This window comes from Stutzerimonas zhaodongensis (genome assembly GCF_003696365.1).
In the GTDB taxonomy this organism is placed as follows: Bacteria; Pseudomonadota; Gammaproteobacteria; order Pseudomonadales; family Pseudomonadaceae; genus Stutzerimonas; species Stutzerimonas zhaodongensis.
Genome location: NZ_RFFM01000001.1, coordinates 757,846 through 781,701, shown reverse-complemented (window position 1 = coordinate 781,701; position 23,856 = coordinate 757,846). Strand labels below are relative to the sequence as shown.

General features: G+C 62.1%; 22 protein-coding genes. 8 read left to right on the top strand and 14 right to left on the bottom strand.

What is annotated here, in order from left to right; all coding sequences use genetic code 11:
• Entirely contained in the window at positions 1-471 is a 471-nt protein-coding gene (tsaE, locus tag EA797_RS03480; RefSeq protein ID WP_122163785.1) for a tRNA (adenosine(37)-N6)-threonylcarbamoyltransferase complex ATPase subunit type 1 TsaE, read from the bottom strand.
• The gene (locus EA797_RS03475) at positions 459-1,958 is read right to left on the bottom strand and encodes an NAD(P)H-hydrate dehydratase (RefSeq protein ID WP_122163784.1); all 1,500 of its coding nucleotides are present in this window, start codon (positions 1,956-1,958) and stop codon (positions 459-461) included. The genes tsaE and EA797_RS03475 overlap by 13 nt, the downstream gene beginning before the upstream one ends.
• 165 nt (positions 1,959-2,123) lie before the next feature.
• Here EA797_RS03475 and queG point away from each other — a divergent pair, with 165 nt between their 5' ends.
• Positions 2,124-3,206 (top strand): tRNA epoxyqueuosine(34) reductase QueG, encoded by a 1,083-nt coding sequence (gene queG, locus EA797_RS03470; RefSeq protein WP_122163783.1) that lies wholly within the window; start codon positions 2,124-2,126, stop codon positions 3,204-3,206.
• A 183-nt stretch (positions 3,207-3,389) separates the two neighbouring features.
• Complete coding sequence (locus EA797_RS03465) at positions 3,390-4,538, top strand: aldose epimerase family protein (RefSeq protein ID WP_122164670.1); 1,149 nt, start codon at positions 3,390-3,392, stop codon at positions 4,536-4,538.
• A 66-nt stretch (positions 4,539-4,604) separates the two neighbouring features.
• Here EA797_RS03465 and dgoD read toward each other — a convergent pair whose 3' ends face one another.
• The 12 genes from dgoD to mpl all read right to left on the bottom strand — a co-directional run bounded on the left by dgoD (position 4,605) and on the right by mpl (position 16,530).
• Complete coding sequence (gene dgoD, locus EA797_RS03460; RefSeq protein ID WP_122163782.1) at positions 4,605-5,753, bottom strand: galactonate dehydratase; 1,149 nt, start codon at positions 5,751-5,753, stop codon at positions 4,605-4,607.
• 24 nt (positions 5,754-5,777) lie between these two features.
• Positions 5,778-6,401 carry a 2-dehydro-3-deoxy-6-phosphogalactonate aldolase gene (locus tag EA797_RS03455; protein WP_122163781.1) on the bottom strand — a complete coding sequence of 208 codons (624 nt, stop codon included), beginning with the start codon at positions 6,399-6,401 and terminating at the stop codon, positions 5,778-5,780.
• Positions 6,376-7,353 (bottom strand): 2-dehydro-3-deoxygalactonokinase, encoded by a 978-nt coding sequence (locus EA797_RS03450; RefSeq protein WP_122163780.1) that lies wholly within the window; start codon positions 7,351-7,353, stop codon positions 6,376-6,378. Before EA797_RS03450 ends, EA797_RS03455 begins: the two co-directional genes overlap by 26 nt.
• 37 nt (positions 7,354-7,390) lie before the next feature.
• Positions 7,391-8,359, bottom strand: coding sequence for an L-arabinose ABC transporter permease AraH (gene araH, locus EA797_RS03445; RefSeq protein WP_167468761.1), 969 nt, complete (start codon positions 8,357-8,359; stop codon positions 7,391-7,393).
• Positions 8,360-8,380: 21 nt separating this feature from the next.
• Positions 8,381-9,895 (bottom strand): L-arabinose ABC transporter ATP-binding protein AraG, encoded by a 1,515-nt coding sequence (gene araG / locus EA797_RS03440; RefSeq protein ID WP_122163778.1) that lies wholly within the window; start codon positions 9,893-9,895, stop codon positions 8,381-8,383.
• A gap of 91 nt (positions 9,896-9,986) precedes the next feature.
• Positions 9,987-10,991 (bottom strand): substrate-binding domain-containing protein, encoded by a 1,005-nt coding sequence (locus EA797_RS03435; protein WP_122163777.1) that lies wholly within the window; start codon positions 10,989-10,991, stop codon positions 9,987-9,989.
• A 134-nt stretch (positions 10,992-11,125) separates the two neighbouring features.
• On the bottom strand, positions 11,126-11,944 hold the full coding sequence (locus EA797_RS03430; protein WP_122163776.1) for an SDR family oxidoreductase: 819 nt from the start codon (positions 11,942-11,944) through the stop codon (positions 11,126-11,128).
• A 51-nt stretch (positions 11,945-11,995) separates the two neighbouring features.
• Positions 11,996-12,868 (bottom strand): SMP-30/gluconolactonase/LRE family protein, encoded by an 873-nt coding sequence (locus tag EA797_RS03425; RefSeq protein ID WP_122163775.1) that lies wholly within the window; start codon positions 12,866-12,868, stop codon positions 11,996-11,998.
• 24 nt (positions 12,869-12,892) lie between these two features.
• On the bottom strand, positions 12,893-13,618 hold the full coding sequence (locus EA797_RS03420; RefSeq protein WP_122163774.1) for a FadR/GntR family transcriptional regulator: 726 nt from the start codon (positions 13,616-13,618) through the stop codon (positions 12,893-12,895).
• A gap of 499 nt (positions 13,619-14,117) precedes the next feature.
• Positions 14,118-14,417, bottom strand: a complete 300-nt coding sequence (locus EA797_RS03415; protein ID WP_122163773.1) for a YceK/YidQ family lipoprotein — start codon at positions 14,415-14,417, stop codon at positions 14,118-14,120.
• Positions 14,418-14,436: 19 nt separating this feature from the next.
• A complete protein-coding gene (ubiX, locus tag EA797_RS03410) occupies positions 14,437-15,066 on the bottom strand; it encodes a flavin prenyltransferase UbiX (protein WP_122163772.1) in 630 nt (209 codons plus the stop codon).
• 114 nt (positions 15,067-15,180) lie between these two features.
• A complete protein-coding gene (mpl, locus tag EA797_RS03405) occupies positions 15,181-16,530 on the bottom strand; it encodes a UDP-N-acetylmuramate:L-alanyl-gamma-D-glutamyl-meso-diaminopimelate ligase (protein WP_122163771.1) in 1,350 nt (449 codons plus the stop codon).
• Between the two features lie 214 nt (positions 16,531-16,744).
• On the opposite strand from mpl, the gene exaC reads away from it, so the two are divergent.
• From exaC to ppa, 6 genes are all read left to right on the top strand, one after another.
• Positions 16,745-18,265 carry an acetaldehyde dehydrogenase ExaC gene (gene exaC, locus EA797_RS03400; RefSeq protein ID WP_122163770.1) on the top strand — a complete coding sequence of 507 codons (1,521 nt, stop codon included), beginning with the start codon at positions 16,745-16,747 and terminating at the stop codon, positions 18,263-18,265.
• A 162-nt stretch (positions 18,266-18,427) separates the two neighbouring features.
• Positions 18,428-19,879: an ethanolamine permease gene (gene eat / locus EA797_RS03395; RefSeq protein ID WP_122164669.1), complete on the top strand. Its 1,452-nt coding sequence runs from the start codon at positions 18,428-18,430 to the stop codon at positions 19,877-19,879.
• Between the two features lie 10 nt (positions 19,880-19,889).
• The gene (locus tag EA797_RS03390) at positions 19,890-21,284 is read left to right on the top strand and encodes an ethanolamine ammonia-lyase subunit EutB (RefSeq protein ID WP_122163769.1); all 1,395 of its coding nucleotides are present in this window, start codon (positions 19,890-19,892) and stop codon (positions 21,282-21,284) included.
• Positions 21,285-21,488: 204 nt separating this feature from the next.
• Positions 21,489-22,295, top strand: a complete 807-nt coding sequence (gene eutC, locus EA797_RS03385) for an ethanolamine ammonia-lyase subunit EutC (protein WP_122163768.1) — start codon at positions 21,489-21,491, stop codon at positions 22,293-22,295.
• A gap of 78 nt (positions 22,296-22,373) precedes the next feature.
• Positions 22,374-23,186 carry a M90 family metallopeptidase gene (locus tag EA797_RS03380; RefSeq protein ID WP_122163767.1) on the top strand — a complete coding sequence of 271 codons (813 nt, stop codon included), beginning with the start codon at positions 22,374-22,376 and terminating at the stop codon, positions 23,184-23,186.
• Positions 23,187-23,324: 138 nt separating this feature from the next.
• Positions 23,325-23,852 carry an inorganic diphosphatase gene (ppa, locus tag EA797_RS03375; RefSeq protein WP_122163766.1) on the top strand — a complete coding sequence of 176 codons (528 nt, stop codon included), beginning with the start codon at positions 23,325-23,327 and terminating at the stop codon, positions 23,850-23,852.
• Positions 23,853-23,856: the final 4 nt, after the last annotated feature.

The following is a 23,856-nucleotide window of genomic DNA, read 5'->3' as shown; positions in this document are numbered from 1 at the left end:
TCATTGATTTCCGATGGTCAGGATGGAACACCAGCCTTCACCGCGCTCGCCTCTTGGCGACAGGCAAAGCGAACGCCCGGCCCCCTGCGGCGCAATGGTAATGTCCAGGTCAGCCTTTGGCAAAATGCCTGCGCCCCGCTCGGGCCACTCTACCAGGCACAACGCCTCGCCATCGAAGTAGTCGCGAATCCCAAGGTACTCCAGCTCCTCTGGATCGACGAGCCGATAAAGGTCGAAATGAAAGACTCGCGCAGCAGGCAGCTCGTACGGCTCGACCAGAGTGAACGTGGGACTCTTGACCTTCCCCTGATGGCCCAGACCACGGATGAGCCCGCGCGAAAGCGTAGTCTTGCCTGCACCGAGATCACCGTGCAGGTAGATCACTCCACGGCCGCCTGTCGTCTGAGCGATACGGGCACCGAGCGCGAGCATTTCCTCCTCGTCGGCCGCAAAGAGTGTCACTTCCGGCATGGGGATTGTTCCTCCAGCAACTGGCGAATGGTTTGAATCAGATCAACAGCCGCCAGGCCTCGCCCTAGCTGCCCAGCACGCTCCCCCGCCACGGCGTGCAGCCAAACAGCCAGGCACGCAGCCTTGAATGGCGACAACCCTTGCGCCAACAACGCGCCGCAGACCCCGGCCAGCACATCACCGAGACCGGCGCTCGCCATTGCCGGATGGCCTCTATCGCATAGCGCCAGCCGGCCATCGTGATCGGCTACCAGCGTGCCCGCGCCCTTGAGTATCACCGCGCACCGGTAACGCGCTGCCAGAGCGCGCGCCGTTGCTGGGCGATCAGCCTGCACCTGCGCAACAGTGGTGTTCAGTAACCTCGCAGCCTCCCCCGGATGGGGCGTGATCAGACAGCCGACCGGAAGCGCTACGGCACCAGTTGCCAACAGATTGAGGGCATCGGCGTCCCATACTTGCGGCACCTGACACTGCGGCGCCAGTGACAGCAGGCTACGCCCCCAAGGCGCCTGGCCCAGACCCGGGCCAATCACCAGCACATCCGCACGCTGGGTCAGCGCGGTCAGTGCATAGGTGGACTCTACGCCAGCGCACATGATCTCAGGGCGCCGCACCAGGGCTGCTGTGACGTGTTCGGGCCGGGTCGCCAGAGTCACCATTCCGGCGCCGCAGCGTAGCGAGGCTTCAGCACTGAGCAGCGCCGCGCCGCCGGTGCCGAGATCACCGCCGATTACCAGCACCTGCCCAAAGCTACCCTTGTGCGCAGTGGGTGCGCGAGGCGCCAGCTTTGGAAGATTCGTTTCACAGAGGCGCAACGCGCTAGCGTCCAGCCTATCGGCGATGGTGCAGTCGGCTTGCAGGTCCTCGAAGACCAGTTCACCGGTCCGGCTCGGCCCTTCGCCAGTGAACAATCCGAGTTTGAGACCGATGAATGATACGGTCAGCTCAGCGCTTATGGCCTGCCCAAGCACACGCCCGGTATCGGCGCACAGCCCGGACGGCAAATCGACAGCTACTATGGGCAGCGCGCTTGAATTCATCGCCTGGATGGCAGAGGCATAAGGTTCACGGACCTCACCCGAGACGCCGGTCCCCAATAGCGCATCGACCAGAACGCCCTGCAATGCCGCGTCGGCCGTCCAGGGCATCAGCTCAACGCCAGCGGCCTGCGCTTCGGTAAATGCCCTTTCGGCATCCCCCTGCAATTGCTGCGGATCGCCGACGGTATAAACACGCACCTGCCGGCCTGCCCGCTGCGCCAGAGCGGCAACCAGATAGCCGTCTCCAGCATTGTTGCCGCGGCCGGTCAGCACAGTGATGCTCTCGGCATCCGGCCAGCGGCGACGCAGTGCACGCCAGGTGGCATGCGCTGCCCGCTGCATCAGTTCAAAGCCCGGCGTGCCGGCGGCGATCAGCCGAGCATCGAGCTCGCGGACCTGGGCAGCCGTAAACAAGGCGGTAGGCAAGGTAGCGGTGGTCTGAGACATGAATCACCCGAGCGAATATCTGGCAGAATTATACGCACGCGCCTGACGCGCCGCCCGCACCTTCGCATTCCAGTGCAGCTCCAGAGAGCGGGCCACGTCATCACCCTCTGTCCACGGCGCAACAGGCGCAGCGCCGCTCCTCACGACCTTTTTGAATCGGATCCGATGTCTAGCCACGCCCCCGACCCTGCCGATCTCGCGCTATCCATCAAGGAATGGGGACGCGAGCTCGGCTTTCAGCAGGTTGGCATCACTGGCGTCGACCTCGCCGAGCACGAAGCACACCTCGAGCGATGGCTGGCAGCCGGCTATCACGGCGAGATGGACTACATGGCGGCTCATGGGAGCAAGCGCTCCCATCCGGAGCAGCTGGTGCCGGGTACGCTGCGGGTGATCTCGCTGCGCATGGATTATCTGCCGGGCGACACCCGCATGGCCGAGCAGCTGGCGCAACCCGAAAAGGCTTACGTGTCGCGCTACGCATTGGGACGCGACTATCACAAGTTGATTCGCAAGCGACTTCAGCAGCTGGCCGAGCGTATTCAGGGGGTAATCGGCCCCTTCGGCTTTCGCGCCTTCGTCGACAGCGCCCCGGTGCTGGAAAAGGCCGTGGCGCAGCAGGCCGGACTTGGCTGGATCGGCAAGAACACTCTCGTGCTCAACCGCAAGGCCGGCAGCTGGTTCTTCCTGGGCGAACTCTTCGTCGACATCGAGCTTCCGGTCGATGAGCCGAACGCGCGCGACCACTGCGGCAGCTGCCGTGCCTGCCTGGACATCTGCCCGACGGAGGCCTTCGTGGGCGAGCGCGTGCTGGATGCGCGGCGCTGCATCTCCTACCTCACCATTGAGCTGAAAGGCCCAATTCCCGTCGAGCTGCGGTCGAAAATCGGAAACCGCGTATTCGGCTGCGATGACTGCCAGATCGTCTGCCCATGGAATCGTTTTGCACGCCCCACCGAACAGATCGACTTCCAACCGCGCCACAGCCTGGACAACGCCGAACTCGCCACTTTATTCCGCTGGACCGAAGACGAATTCCTCAGCCGCACAGAGGGCTCACCCCTGCGGCGGACCGGCTATCAGAACTGGCTGCGCAATCTCGCCGTCGGGCTGGGCAACGCGCCTTCCAGCATTCCGGTGCTGGAAGCACTGAAGTCGCGTCGCGAGGATCAATCGGACATGGTACGCGAGCACGTCGAGTGGGCGCTGGCCGAGCATGAGGCCCGAGGATCGACCGGATCAAGCTAGGCGCCTGCCTGCTTCAGCGCAGCGCGGGATACATATCTATTCTCGTATACCGGAGACCTTATTTGGTATTGGGAGGGAATGACTCGGCTGTCTAGGCTTCAGCCGGCGCAACGCCGCCAGGCAACCGTTCAGCCCTGGCAGCGTGCACTCACGCGAAAAACAACAACAATGTCAGGTGAAGCCATGCAACCCAGACTGCTATTCAACGGAATTGCCCTGTCCCTCATGATCAGCACATTCGGCGCTCAGGCTGCGGGCCTGTCCAACCAGCACGGCAGCTTCGGCAAGATGCCGGACGGCACATCCATCGAGAAATACACGCTCAAGAACAGCCAGGGAATCGAGGCCGTTGTGATCACCTACGGCGGGGTGCTGCAGTCCCTGCTCGTGCCGGACAAGAACGGCACGCTCGATGACATCGTGCTCGGCTTCGATGATGTCGACGGCTATATCGAGAACGGAAATGTCTATTTCGGCGCCACCATTGGCCGCTTCGGCAACCGCATCGCCGAGGGCCGCTTCGAGATCGATGGCAAGTCTTATCAGGTTCCGCAGAATGACGGCAGCAACGCGCTGCATGGCGGGCCGGAGGGCTTCGACAAACGTGTCTGGACGGCCAAACCTGCCAACGAAGACGGCTGGGTTGGGGTAGAGCTGAGCTACGTGTCGCCTGATGGCGAAATGGGGTTCCCCGGCACCATGACCACCCACGTAACCTACAGCCTCAACGAAGATAACGAGCTGCGCATCCAGTACCGTGCTACCACCGACAAACCCACAATCCTCAACCTGACCAACCACAGCTACTTCAACCTTGCTGGAGCCGGCAGCCCGAGCGTGCTCGATCAGGTTGCCACACTGCACGCGTCGCGCTACACGCCGGTCACCGAGAAGCTGATACCGACCGGCGAACTGGCCGAGGTCAAGGGTACGCCGATGGATTTCCTCCAGCCGACCCGCTTCGGCGAGCACATAAAAGATGACCATGAACAGTTGAAATTCGCCGAGAAAAAGGCCGGCGGCTTCGACTTCAACTGGGTGCTGGATACCGGCGGCGACGTGAGCAAGCTGGCCACCGAGGTGCACGACCCTGCGTCGGGGCGGCGGCTGCTGATGTACACCACCGAGCCCGGTGTGCAGCTCTATACCGGCAACTTCCTCGACGGCAGCATCAAAGGAAAAGGCGGCAAGTCTTATCCGCACTGGAGTGCCTTCACCCTCGAAACGCAGCACTACCCCGACGCGCCTAACCAGCCGGACTTCCCGAGCACCCGCCTCGACCCGGGCGAAACCTACACCCAGACCACCATCTACAAATTCCCCAAACCCTGAAGCGAAAGGCCCCGCAAGGGGCCTTTCTCATTGGGTTGAAATCAACGCAAAGACGCAATCACCGCCCTACCACTCAGCCAAGCTGCCATCGGCGTGGCGCCAGATCGGATTGCGCCAGCGGTGACCGATACGCGCCTGCTCCTGTACGTAGGCCTCGTTGATATCGATGCCCAATCCAGGCCCATTCGGGATCGCGACGAAGCCGTCCTCGTAGGCGAACACCTCCCGATTGCTGACGTAATCGAGCAGGTCATTGCCCTGGTTGTAGTGGATGCCCAGGCTTTGCTCTTGAATGAAAGCGTTGTAGCAGACGCCGTCCAGCTGCAAACACGCCGCCAGGGCTATCGGCCCGAGTGGGCAGTGCAGCGCCAGTGCGACATCGTAGGCCTCGGCCATGCTGGCGATCTTGCGGGTCTCAGTGATGCCAGCGGCGTGGGACACGTCGGGCTGAATGATGTCGACATAGCCCTCGGCGAGGATGCGTTTGAAGTCCCAGCGTGAGTAAAGTCGTTCACCCAAGGCGATCGGAGCACAGGAAAGCGGAGCGAGCTCCTTGAGCGCCTCGTAGTTTTCGCTGAGCACGGGTTCCTCGATGAACATCGGCCGATACTGCTCGAGTTCCTTGATCAGGATTTTTGCCATGGGCTTGTGCACCCGGCCGTGGAAATCCACGCCGATGCCGATATCGCCGCCCACCGCTTCGCGCACCGCTGCCATATTGGCCAGCACCGCATCGACCTTGGGGTGGCTGTCGACGAACTGCAGCTCCTCGCTGGCATTCATCTTCACCGCGCTGAACCCGCGTGCCACGGCATCCCGCGCGGCATTGGCGGTATCCGCTGGTCGATCACCGCCGATCCAGGAGTACACGCGTATGCGTTCGCGAACACGGCCGCCAAGCAGCTCGCTGACCGAGACACCAAGCGCCTTGCCCTTGATGTCCCACAGCGCCTGATCGATGCCGGCGATGGCGCTCATATGAAGGGGTCCGCCGCGGTAGAAGCCGCCGCGGTACATGACCGTCCAGAGGTCTTCGATGTTTCGCGGATCGCGACCAACCAGGTAGTCTGCAAGCTCCTCGACCACCGCGGCGACGCTGTGGGCACGGCCTTCGATCACAGGCTCGCCCCAGCCGGTGACGCCTTCATCGGTTTCGATCTTGAGGAACAGCCAGCGCGGCGGCACCAGCAGTGTGGTCAGGCGGGTAATTTTCATCGCAAGGTCTCTCGCAGAAAGTGATCAGTCCATCGCCGCTTGGCGGGCCTGGATGAAGGCATGCGCCCGGCGGCCGACTTCGTCAGCAGGCAACCCCGGCGAATAGAGTGCTGAGCCAAGGCCGAAACCGGCCGCCCCGGCCTGTAGATAAGGCGCCATGTTCTGCGGCGTGATCCCGCCCACCGGCAGCAGCGCGGTGCCGGCCGGCAGGACGGCCAGCCAGGCTTTGATGGCGCTGACACCCACCTGCTCGGCGGGAAACAACTTGAGGGCGTCAGCGCCAGCTGCGAGCGCAGCAAAGGCTTCGGTGGGTGTGGCGACACCCGGAGTGAGATAGAGCCCTGCATTCTTGGCAGCGTGCAACACTGCCTCATCGCAGTGCGGCATGACGATCAGCTGCCCGCCAGCGTCTCTGACCTCCTGCACCTGCACGGCTGAAAGCACCGTACCGGCGCCGATCAGGCAGTCCTCGGGCAAGGTCTTGCGCAGGATCTCGATGCTGCGCAGCGGTTGCGGAGAATTGAGCGGCACTTCGATGATGCGCATGCCGGCGGCGTAGAGCGCACTTCCGACCGCCTCAGCCTCGTCAGGGTGCAGGCCGCGCAGAATGGCGATGAGCCCGTTAATGGCAAGCGTGGTTTCGAACATACGGCTCTCCTGGGTTCTCGGGCACCAGGCCGGCACCCGCTGCGATTTTCCAAAGCCCGGCAGCGGTCGCCTCGGGTGCAAAGCGCAGCGATTCGAAACCGAAATACTCCAGCGCCCACAGATAGCGGGCACACAACGTGGAATTGCCAATGAGCACAATGGATTGCGACGGCGGCGGCTGATGCACACAGGTCATGGCAGCCAGCTCGTGCCCAATCAGCAGGCCTGACAGGTAATCGGCCTGGGCCTCTCCGCTGAGCTCGCCCGTCAGCACCAGCGTTCGGCTGCTGAAGATGGTCGCCAGCGGCCCCGCCAGCCCTTCGATGCTCCTTGCCACCCGCAGCCCGCGCTCGAAAGCCGCGGTATTGAATGAGTCGCCAACCACCGCGGTGCGCCCGAGGATCGTGTGACCGAGCAGCGCCTGATAGACCTCACCGGTCATGAAGGTCTGGAACTGGGTCAATTCGCCGCCTTCGGCCGTAACCCACTTGCTGTGACTGCCCGGCAGGCCGATCAGCAAAGGTGCGCCATGATCGGTGTCGCCGTCGAGCAGGCCGAACACCTGGGTTTCCTCACCGCGCATCACGTCAGGCAGGTCACCGCGTTGAATTACGCCTGGCACCACCCAAAGCGGCATGCCACAGGAGCGCTCGATCGAGTGAAGCGACGCCCCCAGCTCCTCGGCGCCGAGCGGCGCATCGACATAGCGCGCTTCACGCCACCCCTGGGCACTGCCGATCATGCCGCAGGCGATCATCGGGGCTTCAGGACTCGCCCGCTGCCAGTCGCCGCAAGCCTGATCAAGCGCGTGCTCGAAGCCGGCCTCGCTGCCGTCGAGCTGCATGATGCCCAACGGCAGGCTGCGCTCTTCCAGCGTTTCACCGGCCGCGCCGAGCCGATAGGCACGCAGGGAACTGGTGCCCCAATCGAGCGCAATCAATTGAGTCTTCACGGGGTCTCCAGCGCGCCGGCAAGCGGCGCGATTGAGATCAGCGCTGCTTCAGCCGATCGATGATCACCGCCAGCAGCAGGATCGTGCCGCGGATGACGTACTGGTAGAAGGTGTCGATGTTTTTCAGGTTCATCGCGTTCTCGATGATCGCCAGAATCAAAACCCCCGCGATCACGTGGCGAATCATGCCGATGCCGCCACTGAGCGAAACGCCGCCCAGTACGCAGGCTGAGATCACTGTCAGCTCGAACCCCTGCCCGATCATGGGCTGGCCCGAGGTCATCCGAGAGGCCAGCACCACCCCGGCCAGCGCACCGATGAGGCCATGCACGGCAAAGATGATGATCTTGGTGCGATCGACATTGACCCCGGCCAGCAGCGCCGCCTCCTGATTGCCGCCAATGGCCATGGTGTTACGGCCATAGGTGGTGTAGTTGAGCAGCCAACCGAAAAAGGCGAAGCAGACAATGGTGATCAGAATGGGCACCGGCACGCCGAACAGGCTGCCATTGCCGAACAGGAAGAAGTCCTCCTGCATCACCCCAACGGCCTTGCCATTGGAAAAGATGTAGGCCAGCCCGCGCACGATCTGCATGGTTGCCAGCGTCGCGATCAGCGCATTGATGCGCAGCTTGGCGATCACGATGCCATTTATCAGCCCCACGACCAGGCCCATCGCCAACGCCGCCGATACGCCAAGAAAGACGCTTTCGGTATCACGCATCACCACGGCCGCCACGACACCAGCGCAGGCGATCACCGAACCGACCGAAAGATCGAAGTGCCCGGATGCCAGGCAGAACAGCATGGTGCAGGCGGCGATACCAACGGTGGAAATCGCCAGGCCAAGACCACGCATGTTCAGCGGGGATAGAAAGTTATCGATGAAGATCGCCGACAGCGCGAAGATGCCAATCGCCGCCAGCAGCATCACCCAGTCATCGAGAAAACGGCGCAGATTCAAACCCTGTCGCGGCGCAGCCAGAGCGTTTTGTTGAGCAGACATAGAGCACCTCATCATTGTTATTCAGCCGCGCGAGCGCGGTAGTGCCAGTTGCAACAGGCTGGACTCATCGGCCTCATCGCGCGGTAACTCACCAGTCAACGCGCCCTCGCTCATCACCAGGATGCGATCGGAGATGCCGATGACCTCCATCAGGTCACTGGAGACGACGATCACTGCGATACCGCTTGCCGCCAGGTTATGGATGATCTGGTAGATCTCGGCCTTGGCGCCGATGTCGATGCCGCGGGTAGGCTCGTCGAGCAGCAGCACTTTCATTGGCATCGACAGCCAGCGCCCCAGAATCACCTTCTGCTGGTTGCCACCGGAGAGAAATACGATCTGCTGATCCGGCGATGGCGTCTTGATGTTCAAGGCACGGATCTGCCGGTCGGCGTTCTCACGCTCCCAGCGCCCCTGCACCAGGCAGCCCATGCGGGCATTGCGTCGGCGCGCGCCGATATTGATGTTCTCCGCCACACTGGCGAGCGGCACGATGCCTTCTTTCTTGCGGTCCTCCGGGCAAAGCAGGATTCCCGACTCGATGGCATCACGTGCCGACTTCAGTTTCAGTGGCTGCCCATCGAGCAGCACCGTACCGGCCTTGTGCGGCGCCAGCCCGGCCAGCAGGCGCAGCAGCTCGGTACGCCCGGCCCCGACCAGGCCGAAAAAGCCCAGCACTTCGCCGCGGCTGACCGAGAAGCTCACCGGTTCCTGCAGCCCGTGACCAAGCAAGCCTTCGACTCGCAGTGCCTCACCGTGATGCTCGCGAGGTCGGTAGTCGTAGATATCCTGGATATCCCGACCGACCATGCAGGTCACCAGTTGATCGTGGGTCAGTTCGCTCATGTTGTCGAAAGTGCAGACGAACCGGCCGTCCTTGAACACCGTGACGGCATCGCAGATGCGGAAGATCTCTTCCATCCGGTGCGATACGTAAAGCACCACCCGACCCTCATCGCGCAACCGGCCAATAATGGTCATCAACCGCTCGATTTCACGGGAGGACAGGCTGCTGGTGGGCTCATCGAAAGCAATCACGTGGGCATTGCGCGACATGGCCTTGGCGATCTCGACAAGCTGACGCTGACCAAGGGACAGGCTGCCCAGGCGCGCCGCGGGGTCGATTTCATCAGCCAGGCCCTTGAGCAGTTCGCGTGCCTGGCGAAGCATCGCGCGACGATTGACCAACCCGAAGCGCGAAGGCATATGCCCGAGCAGCAGGTTTTCGGCCACGCTCATTTCCGGCACCAGATGCAGCTCCTGGTGAATCACCGCAACCCCGCTGGCGATGCTTTCGCCTGCAGAGCGGAACGCGAACGAGCGATCACCGATCTGCAGCTCCCCGCTGCTGGGCTGGTAGGCACCACCGAGGATCTTCAACAGCGTCGACTTGCCGGCGCCGTTTTCGCCCATCAACGCATGCACCGTGCCGGGCCGAGCCACGAAGTTGATGTCCGACAGCGCCCGCACGCCCGGAAAGTTCTTGCCGATGCCATTGAAACGCAGGCTGTCGCCTTCTTTGACTTGCTCAAACATGGAGCGTCTCCACCCTCGCCCGAGCAGCGCCCGGTCGATATCTGATGCTGAAAGCGGCCTGAAAAATCAGGCCTCACGCGGCGGAACCGGCTTACTGCCAGAGTCCGATCTTCTCCAGCTCCTGCTGGAAATTCTCGCGTGTGATCAGGGTGACTTCGTCCATGGCGGTGTACTTGGGCGGCTCTTTGCCCTCGGTGACCCACTCGTACATCATCCGCGCAGTCTCGTAGCCTTCGATATGCGGGCTTGGCAGCATCGAGCCGAAGAATCCACTGTTGTCCTTTTTCAGTTCGCCGATGGCGTCGGTACCGTTGATGCCAATACCGATCACGTTGGCGGCGCTGAAGCCGGCGCTTTCAGTGGCGCGTACGCCGCCCAGTACCGTGTTGTCGTTCATGCCGCCAATGATCAGGTTCTTCGCGCCACGGGGCAGTTTCACGAGGGCCGAATTAGTGGCGTCCATGCTGCCCGGAACGTCCAGCGTCTTCTGCGGGGCGTAAAGAATGTGATCTTCGGGGAAGCCTGCCTTTTTCAGCGCGTCCACCGAGCCATCAGTGCGCTTCTTGCCCGTGTCGAGTTCGTTGTAGGTATTGATCACCGCATAGGTGTCGTTCCAGTCCCAGCCGCGCTTCTTGGCTTCTTCGGCCATGGCCGCGCCTTGCTTCTGGCCCACTTCGAAGGCCGCCATGCCGAGATAGGGCACGTCCTCCATGAACTCGCCTTTGGCATCGACAAAGCGATCGTCGACGGCCATGACCTTGAGGTCGTTGAGCTTGGACTTGGCGACGATGGCCGGACCTAGCGCGACATCCGGCGGGCAGATGACGAAACCCTTGGCCCCGTTCGCGGCCAGGCTGTCGATGGCAGCGAGGGTTTTTTCACCGTCCGGCACGGCAATCTTGAGCAGGGTGAAACCGTGGTCCTTGGCAGCCTTTTCGGCGAACGCCCACTCGGTTTGAAACCAAGGTTCCTCGGGCTGCTTGACCAGAAAACCGATCTTGACCTCTTCCTGGGCCAGAGTTGCAGCGGCAAAACTCATCGCGCCGACAGTTAACGCCGCACAGCAAAGCGAACGGATTCCAAAAGAACGGAACATAGCTACCTCCATTGTTTTTATTTAATAGCTCTTTGTTGACTGGTCAGGCTGCGATCGCCTGATCCAGCACCACCAAATGCTTTCTGGCGGTTTGCCGCGAGGCCGCAGCCCCCTTGAAACGAATCCTCCCCTGCTCAATCGTGGTAAAGCACCGAACGCCCACCATCGATGGTGATGCAGGATGCGTTGATGAAAGGCGCCTCGTCGGTAGCAAGGAACAGAGCGGTCATCGCCACCTCGATCGGCTGGCCGATACGCCGCGGCGGGTGCATGTCCAAAGCGCGCTGGCGCTCGGCATGCGGATCTGAAAAATCGTTCCAGTAATCGACGTTGAGCTGCGTCTCGATGTAGCCCGGGGCAATGGCGTTGACGCGAATCCCTTTGGGCGCATATTCGATGCCCAGCGCGCGGGTCAGGCCGAGCAGGCCATGTTTGGCGACCGGATATGGAAAGCAGCCGGGAATTATGTTGGTGGAGTGCACCGAGGCGATGTTGATGATGTTGCCGATGCCGCGCTGCACCATGTGCGGCAGTACCGCCTTGCAACCGAACCAGACGCCGTCCAGATCGATGGCGAAACAACGCCGCCAATCTTCTTCGGTCATTTCCAACGGATCGCGAAACACGTTGACGCCTGCGCAGTTGACCAGCACATCGACCTGGCCGTAGTGCTCCATTGCCAGGGCAATGAGAGCTTCAAGCTCGGCGGGCTTGGTGACGTCGGCCTTCAGCGCGCGAACCTCTCCGCCGCGTTCGCGCCAGCCGGCGGCGACCCCCTCGGCCTTCTCGCCCTGGATATCTCCAATGACAACCTTGGCTTGCTGTGCCTGGAAGCAGGCGACGATGGCTTCCCCGATACCCTGGGCGCCGCCGGTGACGACCACGACCTTGCCTTTCAGGCGCTCTCCGCGTTGGGGTTCGGGTGTCGGTGGCAATGAAAGCGGTGCAGCCATGTGAACAACTCCTGATCAAAAAGATGGCCGCATGGCGGCCGGTTAATCGGCTCAGCCCGCGAAGCGAGTGCAGGGATGCCCAGGGACACCGACATCGGCCATCAGCACGGCGCCGTCCAGATCGGTTACCGCCTCGCCCGGTGTGGCCGAGGTCACGTAAAGGCGAGTCAGGTTCGGCCCGCCGAATACACAGCTGGTGGGGTGGCTGACGGGCAGCTCAACGATTCGATCAAGGCATCCATCGGGTGCGAAACGCAGCAGGCAATGCCCACCCCAGCGCGCATTCCAGACATAGCCTTCGGCATCCATGGCGGACCCGTCTGGTACGCCGCGCGGGTGCGGCCCCGCCCAGGTGCGACGCTCGACGAGATGCCCGTCGTCTGCGACGTCATGGATGTACAGGGCCTCATCGAGCGTGTCGCCACAGATGACGCGCCCGCTCGCTTCGGACCAGAGCAGCGTATTGACGATGCCGAGGTCGCTTAGCAGTTGCGTGACCGAGCCATCCGGATCGACTCGAAACAGCCCACCGGAACGTCGCGTGATAGGAATGTCGCTACCGTCTCCGGCAATGTTGTTCTGCATGGTGCCCAGCCAGAGCCGACCCTGGGCATCGCAACGCGCCTCATTGGCGCGGTTGCCGGTGGTGGCGTCAGCAACGCAAAACCGCTCGAGATGGGTTTCAGTCGAATTCAGATCGAGGCGGTAAACGCCACCGGCAAGGGTCACCACAGCATCGCCGCGCTCACATGGGATGAATGCCGACACCGGCTCGTCCAGTTGCCATTGCTGGTAGCCGTCCGGGCTCTGCCGACAAGCCAGTAAACCGACGATATCCGCCCAGTAGAGCGTCTGGTCATGGATGTCCCAGAAAGGGCCCTCGGCCAGCTTGTAACGTTGTTGCGAGATGGGCAGCCATTGCATGGTCGCACTCCGCTTTCATTGTTTTTATGGCGCAGTCTGCTCGCCGCGTAATACGACCAGCTCCGGGTAGTTACGTGAAATGGTCAGGGCCGCGCGCTCGATAAGCGTCATGCAGGCCCACACGCCGCGCGCGACATCGCGGCTGGCAATGGCGTCGGCAATATCCTTGTGCAAAGGCAGGGTCAGGCCGAGCTCGTCAGGCACGGTCGACGAAACCTCGAAGGAAACCGCCAGGAGCGCGCCTAGCGCCGGGACCATGCGCTCGATGAATTGGTTGTGACTCGCGGCAAGCACTGCTTCATGGAAGAGTTTGTCGGCGCGGTTGTATTCATCCTTGTCGCCCAGGGACGCTGCGAGCATCTGGTAGGCGGTCTGAATTTCGGCAATCTGCTTGGGCGTGGCGCGCTCACACGCCCATCGTACGGCGGTCGGCTCGATGGTCCTGCGCAGGTCAAGCAGGTCCATAACGAAGCTTTCCGGCAGGCCGTTCTCGGCAAGCCAGCCCACGACCTGCACATCGAACAGATTCCACGATCGCACCGGCGTGACTCGCGTGCCGACCTTTGGCCCAACGTCCAGCATGCCCTTGGCCACCAGCGTTTTGATCGCCTCGCGAATCACGGTGCGGCTCACACCCAGTTCTTCGCAAAGACCGGCCTCGACCTTCAGCGCTTCACCCGGCTGCACCTTACCCGAAGCGATCCAGGAGCCCAGCCAGTCAACCGTTGCACTGTGATAGTTGTTCGACATGCGAGCCTCTTGACGGCTGCCTTTGGTTCTACTGAACCCTATCATCATATGATTGGCTGTCAAATTCGCTCGGCAACTTCTGCTGTTATTTCGCTCTGGCGATGTAGTAATGGGCCGCACTGAAGTTGAAGACGTCAGAGTAAAGCTGTGTTTTGACGAGATAGAGGAGCCCGGCATGGACGGCCGGCCGAGAATAATCAGCGCTCGCTTTCGAACCGGAAACCCGCTGTATTTCGCGAGGCCGCTGAGGCTCAGGTCATATGAATGGATACTGTCGTGCACAGTTGTTCCACGCTGGCAGCTCGCGATCAGGCCAAGCCTCATCGTCTTCCCTCGCTTTTATTGTTCTTTGTAATGCCTTGGCGGCTTTGCATGACCCCACTCTAAGAACAGGCATGCACGCTGCCTAATGACAGCCTCTGATCTGGCGATAACCGTTTCTTATCGGGGGCAAGCGAACGGAGAATTCGCAGCGAGAAGGAGCTTATTGGTACAAGCGCTAAAGGCCGCCCTGGACGTTCAGCCCTACTCCGAGTACCGCGGCAAGGGAAAATGGAAGCAGAAGCGTATCGAGCAGCAAGCTGGCCGGCAGATCGAGCGCCGCGTATCGAGGCGCCTCAGCACCAAAGCGGTCCACCGGGCAACAGCCACCATTGAGGCTGTACCAATCCAGACGAGTGCCGGAGTAGACGATCGGGGCGCCGGGTTTACCGGCATCGAGGGTACGGACCGTGCCACAACCCGACAGCAACAGGAGCGGCAGCAAGACCGAGCAGAGTCGAATCGCCAGACGGTTCATGCCCGCTCTGGGTGTGCGCTCAATCATCGGTGACCATATGGTGCTCGCCCCAGCGCGGCAGCATGTCCTGAGGAATATTGAGCAGGTTGAGGATCCGCGCCACGACGAAATCGATCAAGTCATCGAGTGTCTGCGGCTGATGATAAAAGCCTGGCGATGCCGGCAGAATGGTCACGCCAAGGTTGGACAGCTTAAGCATGTTCTCAAGATGGATGCTCGAATAGGGCGCTTCACGAGGCACCAGAATCAGCTGGCGACGCTCTTTGAGCGCAACATCCGCGGCGCGCTCGATCAGGTTGTTGCAGGCGCCAGAGGCGATTGCGGACAGCGTCCCGGTCGAGCACGGCACCACCACCATGGCAGTCGGTGCGCCGGAACCGGATGCTGGTGGCGCCATCCAGTCTTCCTTGCCGAACACGCGAATTTGCCCAACCGCAGCGCCCGTGTACTCGGACAGAAACGCCTGCATGGCCTGCGGCTTGGCCGGCAGCACCACGTCTGTCTCGGTGGCCATCACCAGTTGCGCCGCCTTGGAAATCAGGAAGTGCACCTCGCGGTCTTCCTGTATCAGGCAATCCAGCAGTCGCAGGCCGTATTGCGAGCCCGACGCGCCAGTCATGGCTAGTGTAATGCGTTCCGGTCCGTTCATAAGTTGTTCTTGTCCTGGTGCGTGCGGTCGGGCTGAAGCCCACCCTACGTGGCGTGAATGATCACCGAGGTTGGGTGGGCCGTGCAGCGCTCCGCTTCAACCCACCATCAGGCGCTACGCCAACGCCTCGGCCAATTTCTTGTGCAGCCCACCGAAACCACCGTTACTCATCACCACCACCTGCGTACCCGGCGTGGCATCGGCTTTGACCTTGGCGATGATTGCGTCCAGCGAATCGCATACGGTGGTTTCTACAGGCGAGCCGGCGACGGTAGCAGCGAGGTCCCATCCGAGATTGGCCGGCGCATACCAGATGGCCTGATCAGCCAGCGCAACCGACTCGGCCAGACCTTCGCGATGGGCGCCGAGCTTCATGGAGTTCGACCGCGGTTCAACCACCGCGATGATTGGCGTGTCGCCGACACGCTTGCGCAGCCCGTCAAGCGTGGTAGCAATCGCGGTGGGATGATGGGCGAAGTCGTCATAGATGGTCACGCCGTTGACCTCTGCGACCTTCTCCATGCGTCGCTTGACGCTCAGGAACTCGCTCAGCGCCTCGGCGCCCTGCTTCGGCAACACGCCAACGTGGCGAGCCGCTGCAAGGGTGGCCAGGGCGTTGTTGACGTTATGCAGGCCGGTCAACTCCCAATCGACCACGCCCTGAACGGCCCCGTCGAAGATCACCTCGAAACGCGAGCCGTCGGCGCTGAGTAGATTGGCCTGCCACTGGCCGCCTTCGCCGGTGGTCTGCACGGGCGTCCAGCAGCCCATGCCGACTACGCGCTTGAGCGCTTCCTCGGACTGCGGATGGATGATCAGCCCTTCGCTAGGCACGGTGCGAACAAGATGGTGGAACTGTTTTTCGATCGCAGCGAGATCGGGGAAGATATCGGCGTGGTCGAATTCGAGGTTGTTCAGGATCGCGGTGCGGGGGCGGTAATGGACGAATTTGCTGCGCTTGTCAAAGAAGGCGCTGTCGTATTCGTCGGCCTCGACCACGAAGAACGGTGTGCCGCCCAATCGTGCCGAGATGCCGAAGTTCTGAGGCACACCACCGATGAGAAAGCCCGGGCTCATGCCGGCATGCTCCAACACCCAGGCCAGCATGCTGCTGGTCGTGGTCTTGCCGTGCGTGCCCGCAGCGGCCAGCACCCAACGACCCTGCAGCACATGATCGGCCAACCACTGGGGACCGGACACATAGGGAAGACCCTTGTTCAACACGTACTCGACGGCAGGGTTGCCGCGGGACAACGCATTGCCAATCACCACCAAATCGGGCGCGGGCTCCAGCTGGCTGGGCTCGTAGCCCTGTGTTAGCTCGATGCCCTGGGCTTCGAGCTGGGTGCTCATCGGGGGGTAGACGTTGGCATCGGAGCCGGTGACGCGGTGGCCCAGTTCCTTGGCCAGCACTGCCAGCGAACCCATGAAGGTGCCGCAAATGCCGAGAATATGGATATGCATGAATGACCTCTGAAAAACGCCGCGCCGGGCAATCGAATCAGGCGGCACAGCCGCGCATATTGGCGCTCAAAACTGCGGCGCAGATTAGCACAGCACCCGCGCCGATCACCCGCACCCGCCGCTCCACCGCACGTCGCCTCGCATGCCGACGAACGGAGCATGTTCTACGCTGTGAGACAGCAGTCCCACACTATTACAAGACCGGAGACTCATCATGCGTTACGCCCATCCCGGCAGCGAAGGCGCTGTCGTTTCCTTCAAGTCCCGTTACGGCAATTACATCAATGGTGCGTTCGTCGAGCCGGCCGGCGGGCAGTACTTCACCAATCTGTCGCCGGTAAACGGCCAGCCCATTGCCGAGTTCCCGCGCTCGGACGCCGCCGATATCGAAAAAGCCCTTGATGCCGCACATGCCGCTGCCGACGCCTGGGGCAAAACCAGCGTGCAGGCGCGATCGCTGATCCTGTTGAAGATCGCTGATCGCATCGAGCAAAACCTCGAGATGCTCGCCATCACCGAGACCTGGGACAACGGCAAGGCCGTGCGTGAAACCCTGAACGCCGACATCCCGCTGGCCGCTGACCACTTCCGCTATTTCGCCGGCTGCATCCGCGCCCAGGAAGGCACCAGCGCCGAGATCGACGAACACACCGCTGCCTATCATTTCCACGAACCGCTGGGCGTGGTCGGGCAGATCATTCCGTGGAATTTCCCGATACTCATGGCCGCCTGGAAGCTTGCCCCCGCGCTGGCCGCGGGCAACTGCGTGGTCCTGAAGCCAGCCGAGCAGACGCCACTGGGCATCGCGGTGCTGATGGAAGTCATCGGAGACCTGCTGCCGCCGGGTGTGCTCAACGTGGTGCAGGGCTACGGACGCGAAGCCGGCGAGGCGCTGGCGAGCAGCAAGCGCATTGCCAAGATCGCCTTCACCGGCTCTACTCCGGTGGGCTCGCACATCATGAAGCGCGCCGCCGAGAGCATCATCCCGAGCACCGTCGAGCTGGGCGGCAAGAGCCCTAACATCTACTTCGAAGACATCATGCAGGCCGAGCCGACCTTTATCGAAAAGGCCGCCGAAGGCCTGGTGCTGGGCTTCTTCAACCAGGGCGAGGTGTGCACCTGCCCATCGCGGGCCCTGGTGCAGGAGTCGATCTACGCGCCGTTCATGGAAGCGGTGATGAAGAAGGTGTCGCAGATCAAGCGTGGCGACCCGCTGGACACCGACACCATGGTCGGCGCCCAGGCCAGCCAACAGCAGTTCGACAAGATCATGTCCTACCTGGAAATCGCCAAAGGCGAAGGCGCAGAAGTGCTCACTGGCGGTGCCGCCGAAAAACTGGAAGGCTCGCTCGCGACCGGTTATTACATCCAGCCGACGCTGCTCAAGGGCACCAACCAGATGCGCGTGTTCCAGGAGGAAATCTTCGGACCTGTGATTGGCGTGACCACCTTCAAGGACGAAGCCGAAGCCCTGGCCATCGCCAACGATACCGAGTACGGATTAGGTGCCGGCGTCTGGACCCGCGACATCAACCGCGCCTACCGCATGGGCCGCGCCATCAAGGCCGGGCGCGTATGGACCAACTGCTACCACCTCTACCCCGCGCACGCGGCCTTCGGTGGCTACAAGAAGTCCGGCGTCGGTCGCGAGACCCACAAGATGATCCTCGACAGCTACCAGCAGACCAAGAATCTGTTGATCAGCTACGACATCAACCCGCTGGGCTTCTTCTAGCTCACGCGCCGAAAGAGTGCCCGCCCGCGCCAGATGGCGTCGGGCTGGTGCGCTTTGGCTGCTTTTTCACGCTCAACATCCCGCCAAGGCATCTAACTTCCGAAGGCACAGCGCTTGCTTTAACGATCCTGCCGTACCCGAACCCATCAGAGGATGATCTTCATGGCTCTCGAACACAGCAGTGCGACACCCCCGCCCCACGCCACCGATTTCGAAGCAGTTGGCAGCACCTATTTCAAGGAACGCGAACTGAAGAAAGGCGCCGCCGGCTGGGTCCTGCTGGTGGGCCTGGGCGTCGCTTACGTGATTTCCGGCGATTACGCCGGCTGGAACTTTGGCCTGGCCCAGGGCGGCTGGGGCGGGCTTTTCATCGCCACGCTGCTGATGGCGACCATGTATCTGTGCATGTGCTTCTCGTTGGCCGAGCTCTCCTCGATGATTCCCACCGCCGGCGGCGGCTATGGTTTTGCCCGAAGCGCCTTCGGCCCACTCGGCGGTTTTCTCACCGGCACGGCGATCCTGATTGAGTACGCTATCGCCCCCGCGGCCATCGCGGTGTTCATTGGCGCTTACTGCGAGTCACTGTTTGGCATCGGGGGCTGGGTCATCTACCTGGCCTTCTACATCATTTTTATCGGCATCCACATCTTCGGCGTCGGCGAGGCGTTGAAGCTGATGTTCGTCATCACCGCAATCGCGGCGTTGGCGCTCGCGGTCTTCATCGTCGCAATGGTGCCGCACTTCTCCGTCGACAAACTGCTGGATATCGCGCCGACCACCGCCGCGGGCGCCAGCAGTTTCCTGCCTTACGGCTACGTCGGCATCTGGGCGGCGATCCCCTATGCGATCTGGTTCTTCCTTGCAGTCGAGGGCGTGCCGCTAGCCGCGGAAGAAACCAAGAACCCACAGCGAGACATGCCTCGCGGGCTGATTGGCGCCATGTTGATTCTGGTCGCCTTTGCCGGCCTGATTCTGCTGGTAGGCCCCGGTGGCGCTGGCTCCAGCACGCTGGTGGCCTCAGGCAACCCGCTGGTCGAAGCGCTGACCACGGCCTATGGCTCATCGACCTGGATGAGCGGCTTTGTCAACCTGGTCGGCCTGGCCGGACTGATCGCGAGCTTCTTCTCGATCATCTATGCCTACTCACGGCAGATCTTCGCGCTGTCGCGTGCCGGTTACCTGCCGCGAAAGCTGTCGCTGACCAACAAAAACAAGGCTCCAGTCCTGGCACTGGTGATCCCGGGCATCATCGGCTTTCTGCTCTCGCTGACCGGCCAGGGCGACCTGCTGATCCTCGTGGCGGTGTTCGGCGCAACCATCTCCTACGTATTGATGATGGCCTCGCACATCGTGCTGCGCATGCGCCGCCCTGACCTGCATCGCCCCTACAAGACGCCCGGCGGAGTGCTGACCTCTGGCGTCGCGCTGGTGCTGGCCTGCATTGCGGTGGTTGCCGGGTTCCTGGTCGACCCGCGTGTCGTGATTGCCGCCGCCGTGATCTACGGAATTTTTATTGCGTACTTCGCGTTCTACAGTCGGCACCATCTGGTGGCGGGTACACCGGAAGAAGAACTTGCGGCTATCCAGAGCGCAGAGGCGGCTTTGCACAAATAAGGGGGGCGGCATGGCGGGTTATGCGCACAGCGTAGGCGGCACGAACTGGCGCTTCGACAACCTGCGTGAGGTGATGGCCAAGGCCAGCCCTGCGCGCTCCGGCGATTACCTCGCTGAAGTCGCGGCGGGCAGCGACGCCGAGCGCGTCGCCGCGCAGATGTGCCTGGCGCAGATCCCGCTCAAGCGCTTCCTCGACGAAGCGCTGATCCCCTACGAGACGGACGAAGTCACCCGCCTGATCATCGACGGCCACGACACGGAGGCCTTCGCCCCGGTCAGCCACCTGACCGTCGGGGATTTCCGCAACTGGCTGCTGGGCGATGTTGCCGACGAGGCTGCCCTGAAAGCACTGGCACCGGGACTGACGCCGGAAATGGTCGCCGCGGTCTCCAAAATCATGCGAGTGCAGGACCTGATTCTGGTGGCGCAGAAAGTGCGCGTTGTAACTCGCTTTCGCAACACCATTGGTCTGCGCGGACGCATGTCTACTCGCCTGCAACCCAATCACCCCACCGACGAAGCCGCCGGGATAGCCGCCAGCATCGTCGACGGTTTGCTCTACGGTAACGGCGACGCGGTGATCGGCATCAACCCGGCCACCGACAGCACCAGCGGCATCTGCGAGCTGTTGAAGATGCTCGACGCCATCATTCAGCGTTACGAGATCCCGACTCAGGGCTGCATCCTCACCCACGTCACCACCTCTATCGAAGCGATCAATCGTGGCGCGCCGTTGGACCTTGTGTTCCAGTCGATTGCCGGCACCGAGGCAGCCAACACCAGCTTCGGCATCAACCTGGCGGTTCTGCAGGAAGGGTACGAGGCAGGGCTGTCGCAGAAGCGAGGCACGGTCGGGGACAACCTGATGTACTTCGAAACGGGCCAGGGCAGCGCCTTGTCGGCCAATGCACATCACGGCGTCGACCAGCAGACCTGCGAGGCTCGCGCCTACGCAGTGGCACGCACGTTCAAACCGCTGCTGGTCAATACCGTGGTCGGCTTTATCGGCCCGGAATACCTCTACAACGGCAAGCAGATCATCCGCGCCGGGTTGGAGGATCACTTCTGCGCCAAACTGCTCGGCGTACCCATGGGCTGCGACATCTGCTACACCAACCACGCCGAAGCCGATCAGGACGACATGGACGTGCTGCTGACCCTGCTCGGCACCGCTGGCATCAACTTCATCATGGGTATTCCGGGATCGGACGATGTAATGCTCAACTACCAGACCACCTCCTTCCACGATGCGCTCTATCTGCGCCAGAGCCTTGGGCTCAAGCCGGCGCCCGAGTTCGAGGAATGGCTGGCGAAAATGAACATTCTGCGCCAGGACGGCGGACGGCTGCAGATGGGCAGCGAACTTCCTGCGGTTTTCCGCCTGGCGCTTGAGAGGTTGGCATGAGGCCGCTGAGCCACGGTAACCCTCTGAAACATGGCTATTTCCATGCACGCCTCGTATCGCCAGCAAGCTGGCTCCTACGAAACGCGGTCCGTGCAGCGCCTGTAGGAGCAGCTTGCTGGCGATCACAACCACGCGAGAAGCCGCCGGAGCGGGGAATGCAATCCTTGCTCGAGAAACGAGCGTGCCAACCCATCGGAGGCCACCATGCCCGATAAGTCCACCGCCATCACCAACCCCTGGGGCCACTTGCGCCAGCTCACCCCCGCGCGCATCGCTTTGGGCCGCGCGGGCACCAGTCTCCCGACCGATGCCCAGCTGGATTTCCAGTTCGCCCATGCGCAGGCTCGCGATGCCGTGCACTTGTCCCTAGACACCGATGAACTGGCTCATCAACTTCAAGACAAAGGGCTCAGGACACTGCAACTGCGCTCTGCTGCCGCCGACCGCTATATCTATCTACAGCGCCCCGACCTGGGCCGCCGGTTGGATGAGGCCTCGGTGAAGCAGCTGTCTGACCACGCCGCCGAACATGCCGAGGGCTATGACCTTGCGATCGTCATTGCCGATGGTCTTTCCGCGCTGGCAGTGCAGCGTCACGCCCTTCCATTGCTCCAGCGAATCGAGGAGCAGATCGAGAAGGATGGCTGGAGCCGCGCCCCTATCTGCCTGGTGCAACAGGGCCGCGTCGCGCTGGGCGACGAGGTCGGCGAAAAGCTCAAGGCGAAGATGGTGGTGATGCTAGTGGGCGAACGCCCGGGCCTGAGCTCACCAGACAGCCTCGGTCTGTACTTCACCTATGCCCCAAAGGTCGGCCGGACCGATGCCGATCGCAACTGCATCTCCAACGTCCGCCTGGAGGGGCTGAGCTACAACCTTGCTGCCCACCGGCTGATCCATCTGATGCGAGAGGCCTGCCGCCGCCAGCTCTCCGGAGTCAAACTCAAGGACGAGGCGGAAATGCTCAGCCTGGACGACGACGCACCGAAAACTGGCAACTTCCTGCTGGGTTGAGCCGCGCGCGCCTTCATGGAACTTGCCGGTGCCTGGCGCCCCGCTTAAGGTGATGGCCTCCCGGCTGGAAGCTCCTTCATGTGGTCATTTCGCGACTGGCGCCGCAAGCGCATCCTCGCCCGTCTCGCCATTGAACCTGCACTCTGGCAGAGCGTGCTGGACAGCCTGCCGATACTCGATGGACTCACTTCTGAAGAAACCGAACGGCTGCGTGAGCGCAGCCTGTTGTTTCTGCATGCCAAGCGGCTGACCGCGTTGCCGGGCGTGGAACTGGAACCGGCAGACCGGCTGCGTCTGGCCGCTCAAGCCCAGCTGCCGTTGCTGCACCTGGCCGACCTGGACTGGTATCAAGGTTTCCACGAGATCGTGATTTATCCAGGCGACTTTCACAGCCCCCAGAAGCACCGCGACTCGGCTGGTGTCGAGCACGAATGGGACGGCGAACACAGCGGCGAAGCCTGGCTGCAGGGCCCGGTGATCCTGGCCTGGCCGGGGGTACAGGAAAGTGGCAGCTGGGAAGGCTACAACCTGGTCATTCACGAACTCGCGCACAAGCTGGACATGCTCAACGGCGATGCCAATGGTTTGCCGCCACTGCATTCGAGCATGCGCGTCGAAGCCTGGGCATCGGCGATGCAGAGTGCCTACGACGCTATGAATGTCACACTTGACGCCAACCCCGACGCCCACACCGAGATTGATCCATACGCCGCGGAAAACCCGGCAGAATTCTTCGCCGTCACCAGCGAGTACTTTTTCAGCGCGCCCGATCTTCTGCAGCAAGCCTATCCCGAGGTCTACAGGCAGCTCCTCGCGTTCTACCGCCAGGATCCGCTGGCGCGCCTCCGAGGCCTGCAAAAAAGCCATCCCGACTATGCGGAACCTCACTGACCTCGGGCCGTCGAATACGCGCAGAACCATGCCAGCCACCGGCGTCACACCTGGCATGGCAAAACGCCCGACAGTGCGCCTATAATCGCGCCCACTTTTTCGCCCCAGGCCTCATCGGCCGACCACGGAGCAATGTTCATGAGCTACAGCAAGATCCCGGCCGGCAAAGACCTGCCCAACGACATCTACGTCGCCATCGAGATCCCGGCCAACCACGCGCCGATCAAGTATGAAATCGACAAGGACAGCGACTGCCTGTTCGTCGACCGCTTCATGGCCACTCCCATGTTCTACCCGGCCAACTACGGCTACATCCCCAACACCCTGGCTGACGACGGCGACCCGCTCGACGTGCTGGTCGTAACTCCGTACCCGGTCACGCCTGGCGCCGTCATTCGTGCCCGCCCGGTTGGCGTTCTGCACATGACCGACGAAGCCGGCGGCGACGCCAAGTTGATCGCCGTTCCGCACGACAAGCTGAGCCAGCTGTATGTCGACATCAAGGAATACACCGACCTGCCTCCTCTGCTGCTCGAGCAGATCAAGCACTTCTTCGAGAACTACAAGGATCTCGAGAAGGGCAAGTGGGTCAAGGTCGAAGGCTGGGGCGACGCCGAAGCCGCCCGCGCAGAGATCACCAAGGCTGTGGCGGCTTATCAAAAATAAGCCA

What these genes read in the sequence shown, in the direction of transcription:
- tsaE (WP_122163785.1), bottom strand. Translation starts at nt 471, where the DNA reads ATGCCGGAAGTGACACTCTTTGCGGCCGACGAGGAGGAAATGCTCGCG.
- EA797_RS03475 (WP_122163784.1), bottom strand. Translation starts at nt 1,958, where the DNA reads ATGTCTCAGACCACCGCTACCTTGCCTACCGCCTTGTTTACGGCTGCC.
- queG (WP_122163783.1), top strand. Translation starts at nt 2,124, where the DNA reads ATGTCTAGCCACGCCCCCGACCCTGCCGATCTCGCGCTATCCATCAAG.
- EA797_RS03465 (WP_122164670.1), top strand. Translation starts at nt 3,390, where the DNA reads ATGCAACCCAGACTGCTATTCAACGGAATTGCCCTGTCCCTCATGATC.
- dgoD (WP_122163782.1), bottom strand. Translation starts at nt 5,753, where the DNA reads ATGAAAATTACCCGCCTGACCACACTGCTGGTGCCGCCGCGCTGGCTG.
- EA797_RS03455 (WP_122163781.1), bottom strand. Translation starts at nt 6,401, where the DNA reads ATGTTCGAAACCACGCTTGCCATTAACGGGCTCATCGCCATTCTGCGC.
- araH (WP_167468761.1), bottom strand. Translation starts at nt 8,359, where the DNA reads ATGTCTGCTCAACAAAACGCTCTGGCTGCGCCGCGACAGGGTTTGAAT.
- araG (WP_122163778.1), bottom strand. Translation starts at nt 9,895, where the DNA reads ATGTTTGAGCAAGTCAAAGAAGGCGACAGCCTGCGTTTCAATGGCATC.
- EA797_RS03435 (WP_122163777.1), bottom strand. Translation starts at nt 10,991, where the DNA reads ATGTTCCGTTCTTTTGGAATCCGTTCGCTTTGCTGTGCGGCGTTAACT.
- EA797_RS03430 (WP_122163776.1), bottom strand. Translation starts at nt 11,944, where the DNA reads ATGGCTGCACCGCTTTCATTGCCACCGACACCCGAACCCCAACGCGGA.
- EA797_RS03425 (WP_122163775.1), bottom strand. Translation starts at nt 12,868, where the DNA reads ATGCAATGGCTGCCCATCTCGCAACAACGTTACAAGCTGGCCGAGGGC.
- EA797_RS03420 (WP_122163774.1), bottom strand. Translation starts at nt 13,618, where the DNA reads ATGTCGAACAACTATCACAGTGCAACGGTTGACTGGCTGGGCTCCTGG.
- EA797_RS03415 (WP_122163773.1), bottom strand. Translation starts at nt 14,417, where the DNA reads ATGAACCGTCTGGCGATTCGACTCTGCTCGGTCTTGCTGCCGCTCCTG.
- ubiX (WP_122163772.1), bottom strand. Translation starts at nt 15,066, where the DNA reads ATGAACGGACCGGAACGCATTACACTAGCCATGACTGGCGCGTCGGGC.
- mpl (WP_122163771.1), bottom strand. Translation starts at nt 16,530, where the DNA reads ATGCATATCCATATTCTCGGCATTTGCGGCACCTTCATGGGTTCGCTG.
- exaC (WP_122163770.1), top strand. Translation starts at nt 16,745, where the DNA reads ATGCGTTACGCCCATCCCGGCAGCGAAGGCGCTGTCGTTTCCTTCAAG.
- eat (WP_122164669.1), top strand. Translation starts at nt 18,428, where the DNA reads ATGGCTCTCGAACACAGCAGTGCGACACCCCCGCCCCACGCCACCGAT.
- EA797_RS03390 (WP_122163769.1), top strand. Translation starts at nt 19,890, where the DNA reads ATGGCGGGTTATGCGCACAGCGTAGGCGGCACGAACTGGCGCTTCGAC.
- eutC (WP_122163768.1), top strand. Translation starts at nt 21,489, where the DNA reads ATGCCCGATAAGTCCACCGCCATCACCAACCCCTGGGGCCACTTGCGC.
- EA797_RS03380 (WP_122163767.1), top strand. Translation starts at nt 22,374, where the DNA reads ATGTGGTCATTTCGCGACTGGCGCCGCAAGCGCATCCTCGCCCGTCTC.
- ppa (WP_122163766.1), top strand. Translation starts at nt 23,325, where the DNA reads ATGAGCTACAGCAAGATCCCGGCCGGCAAAGACCTGCCCAACGACATC.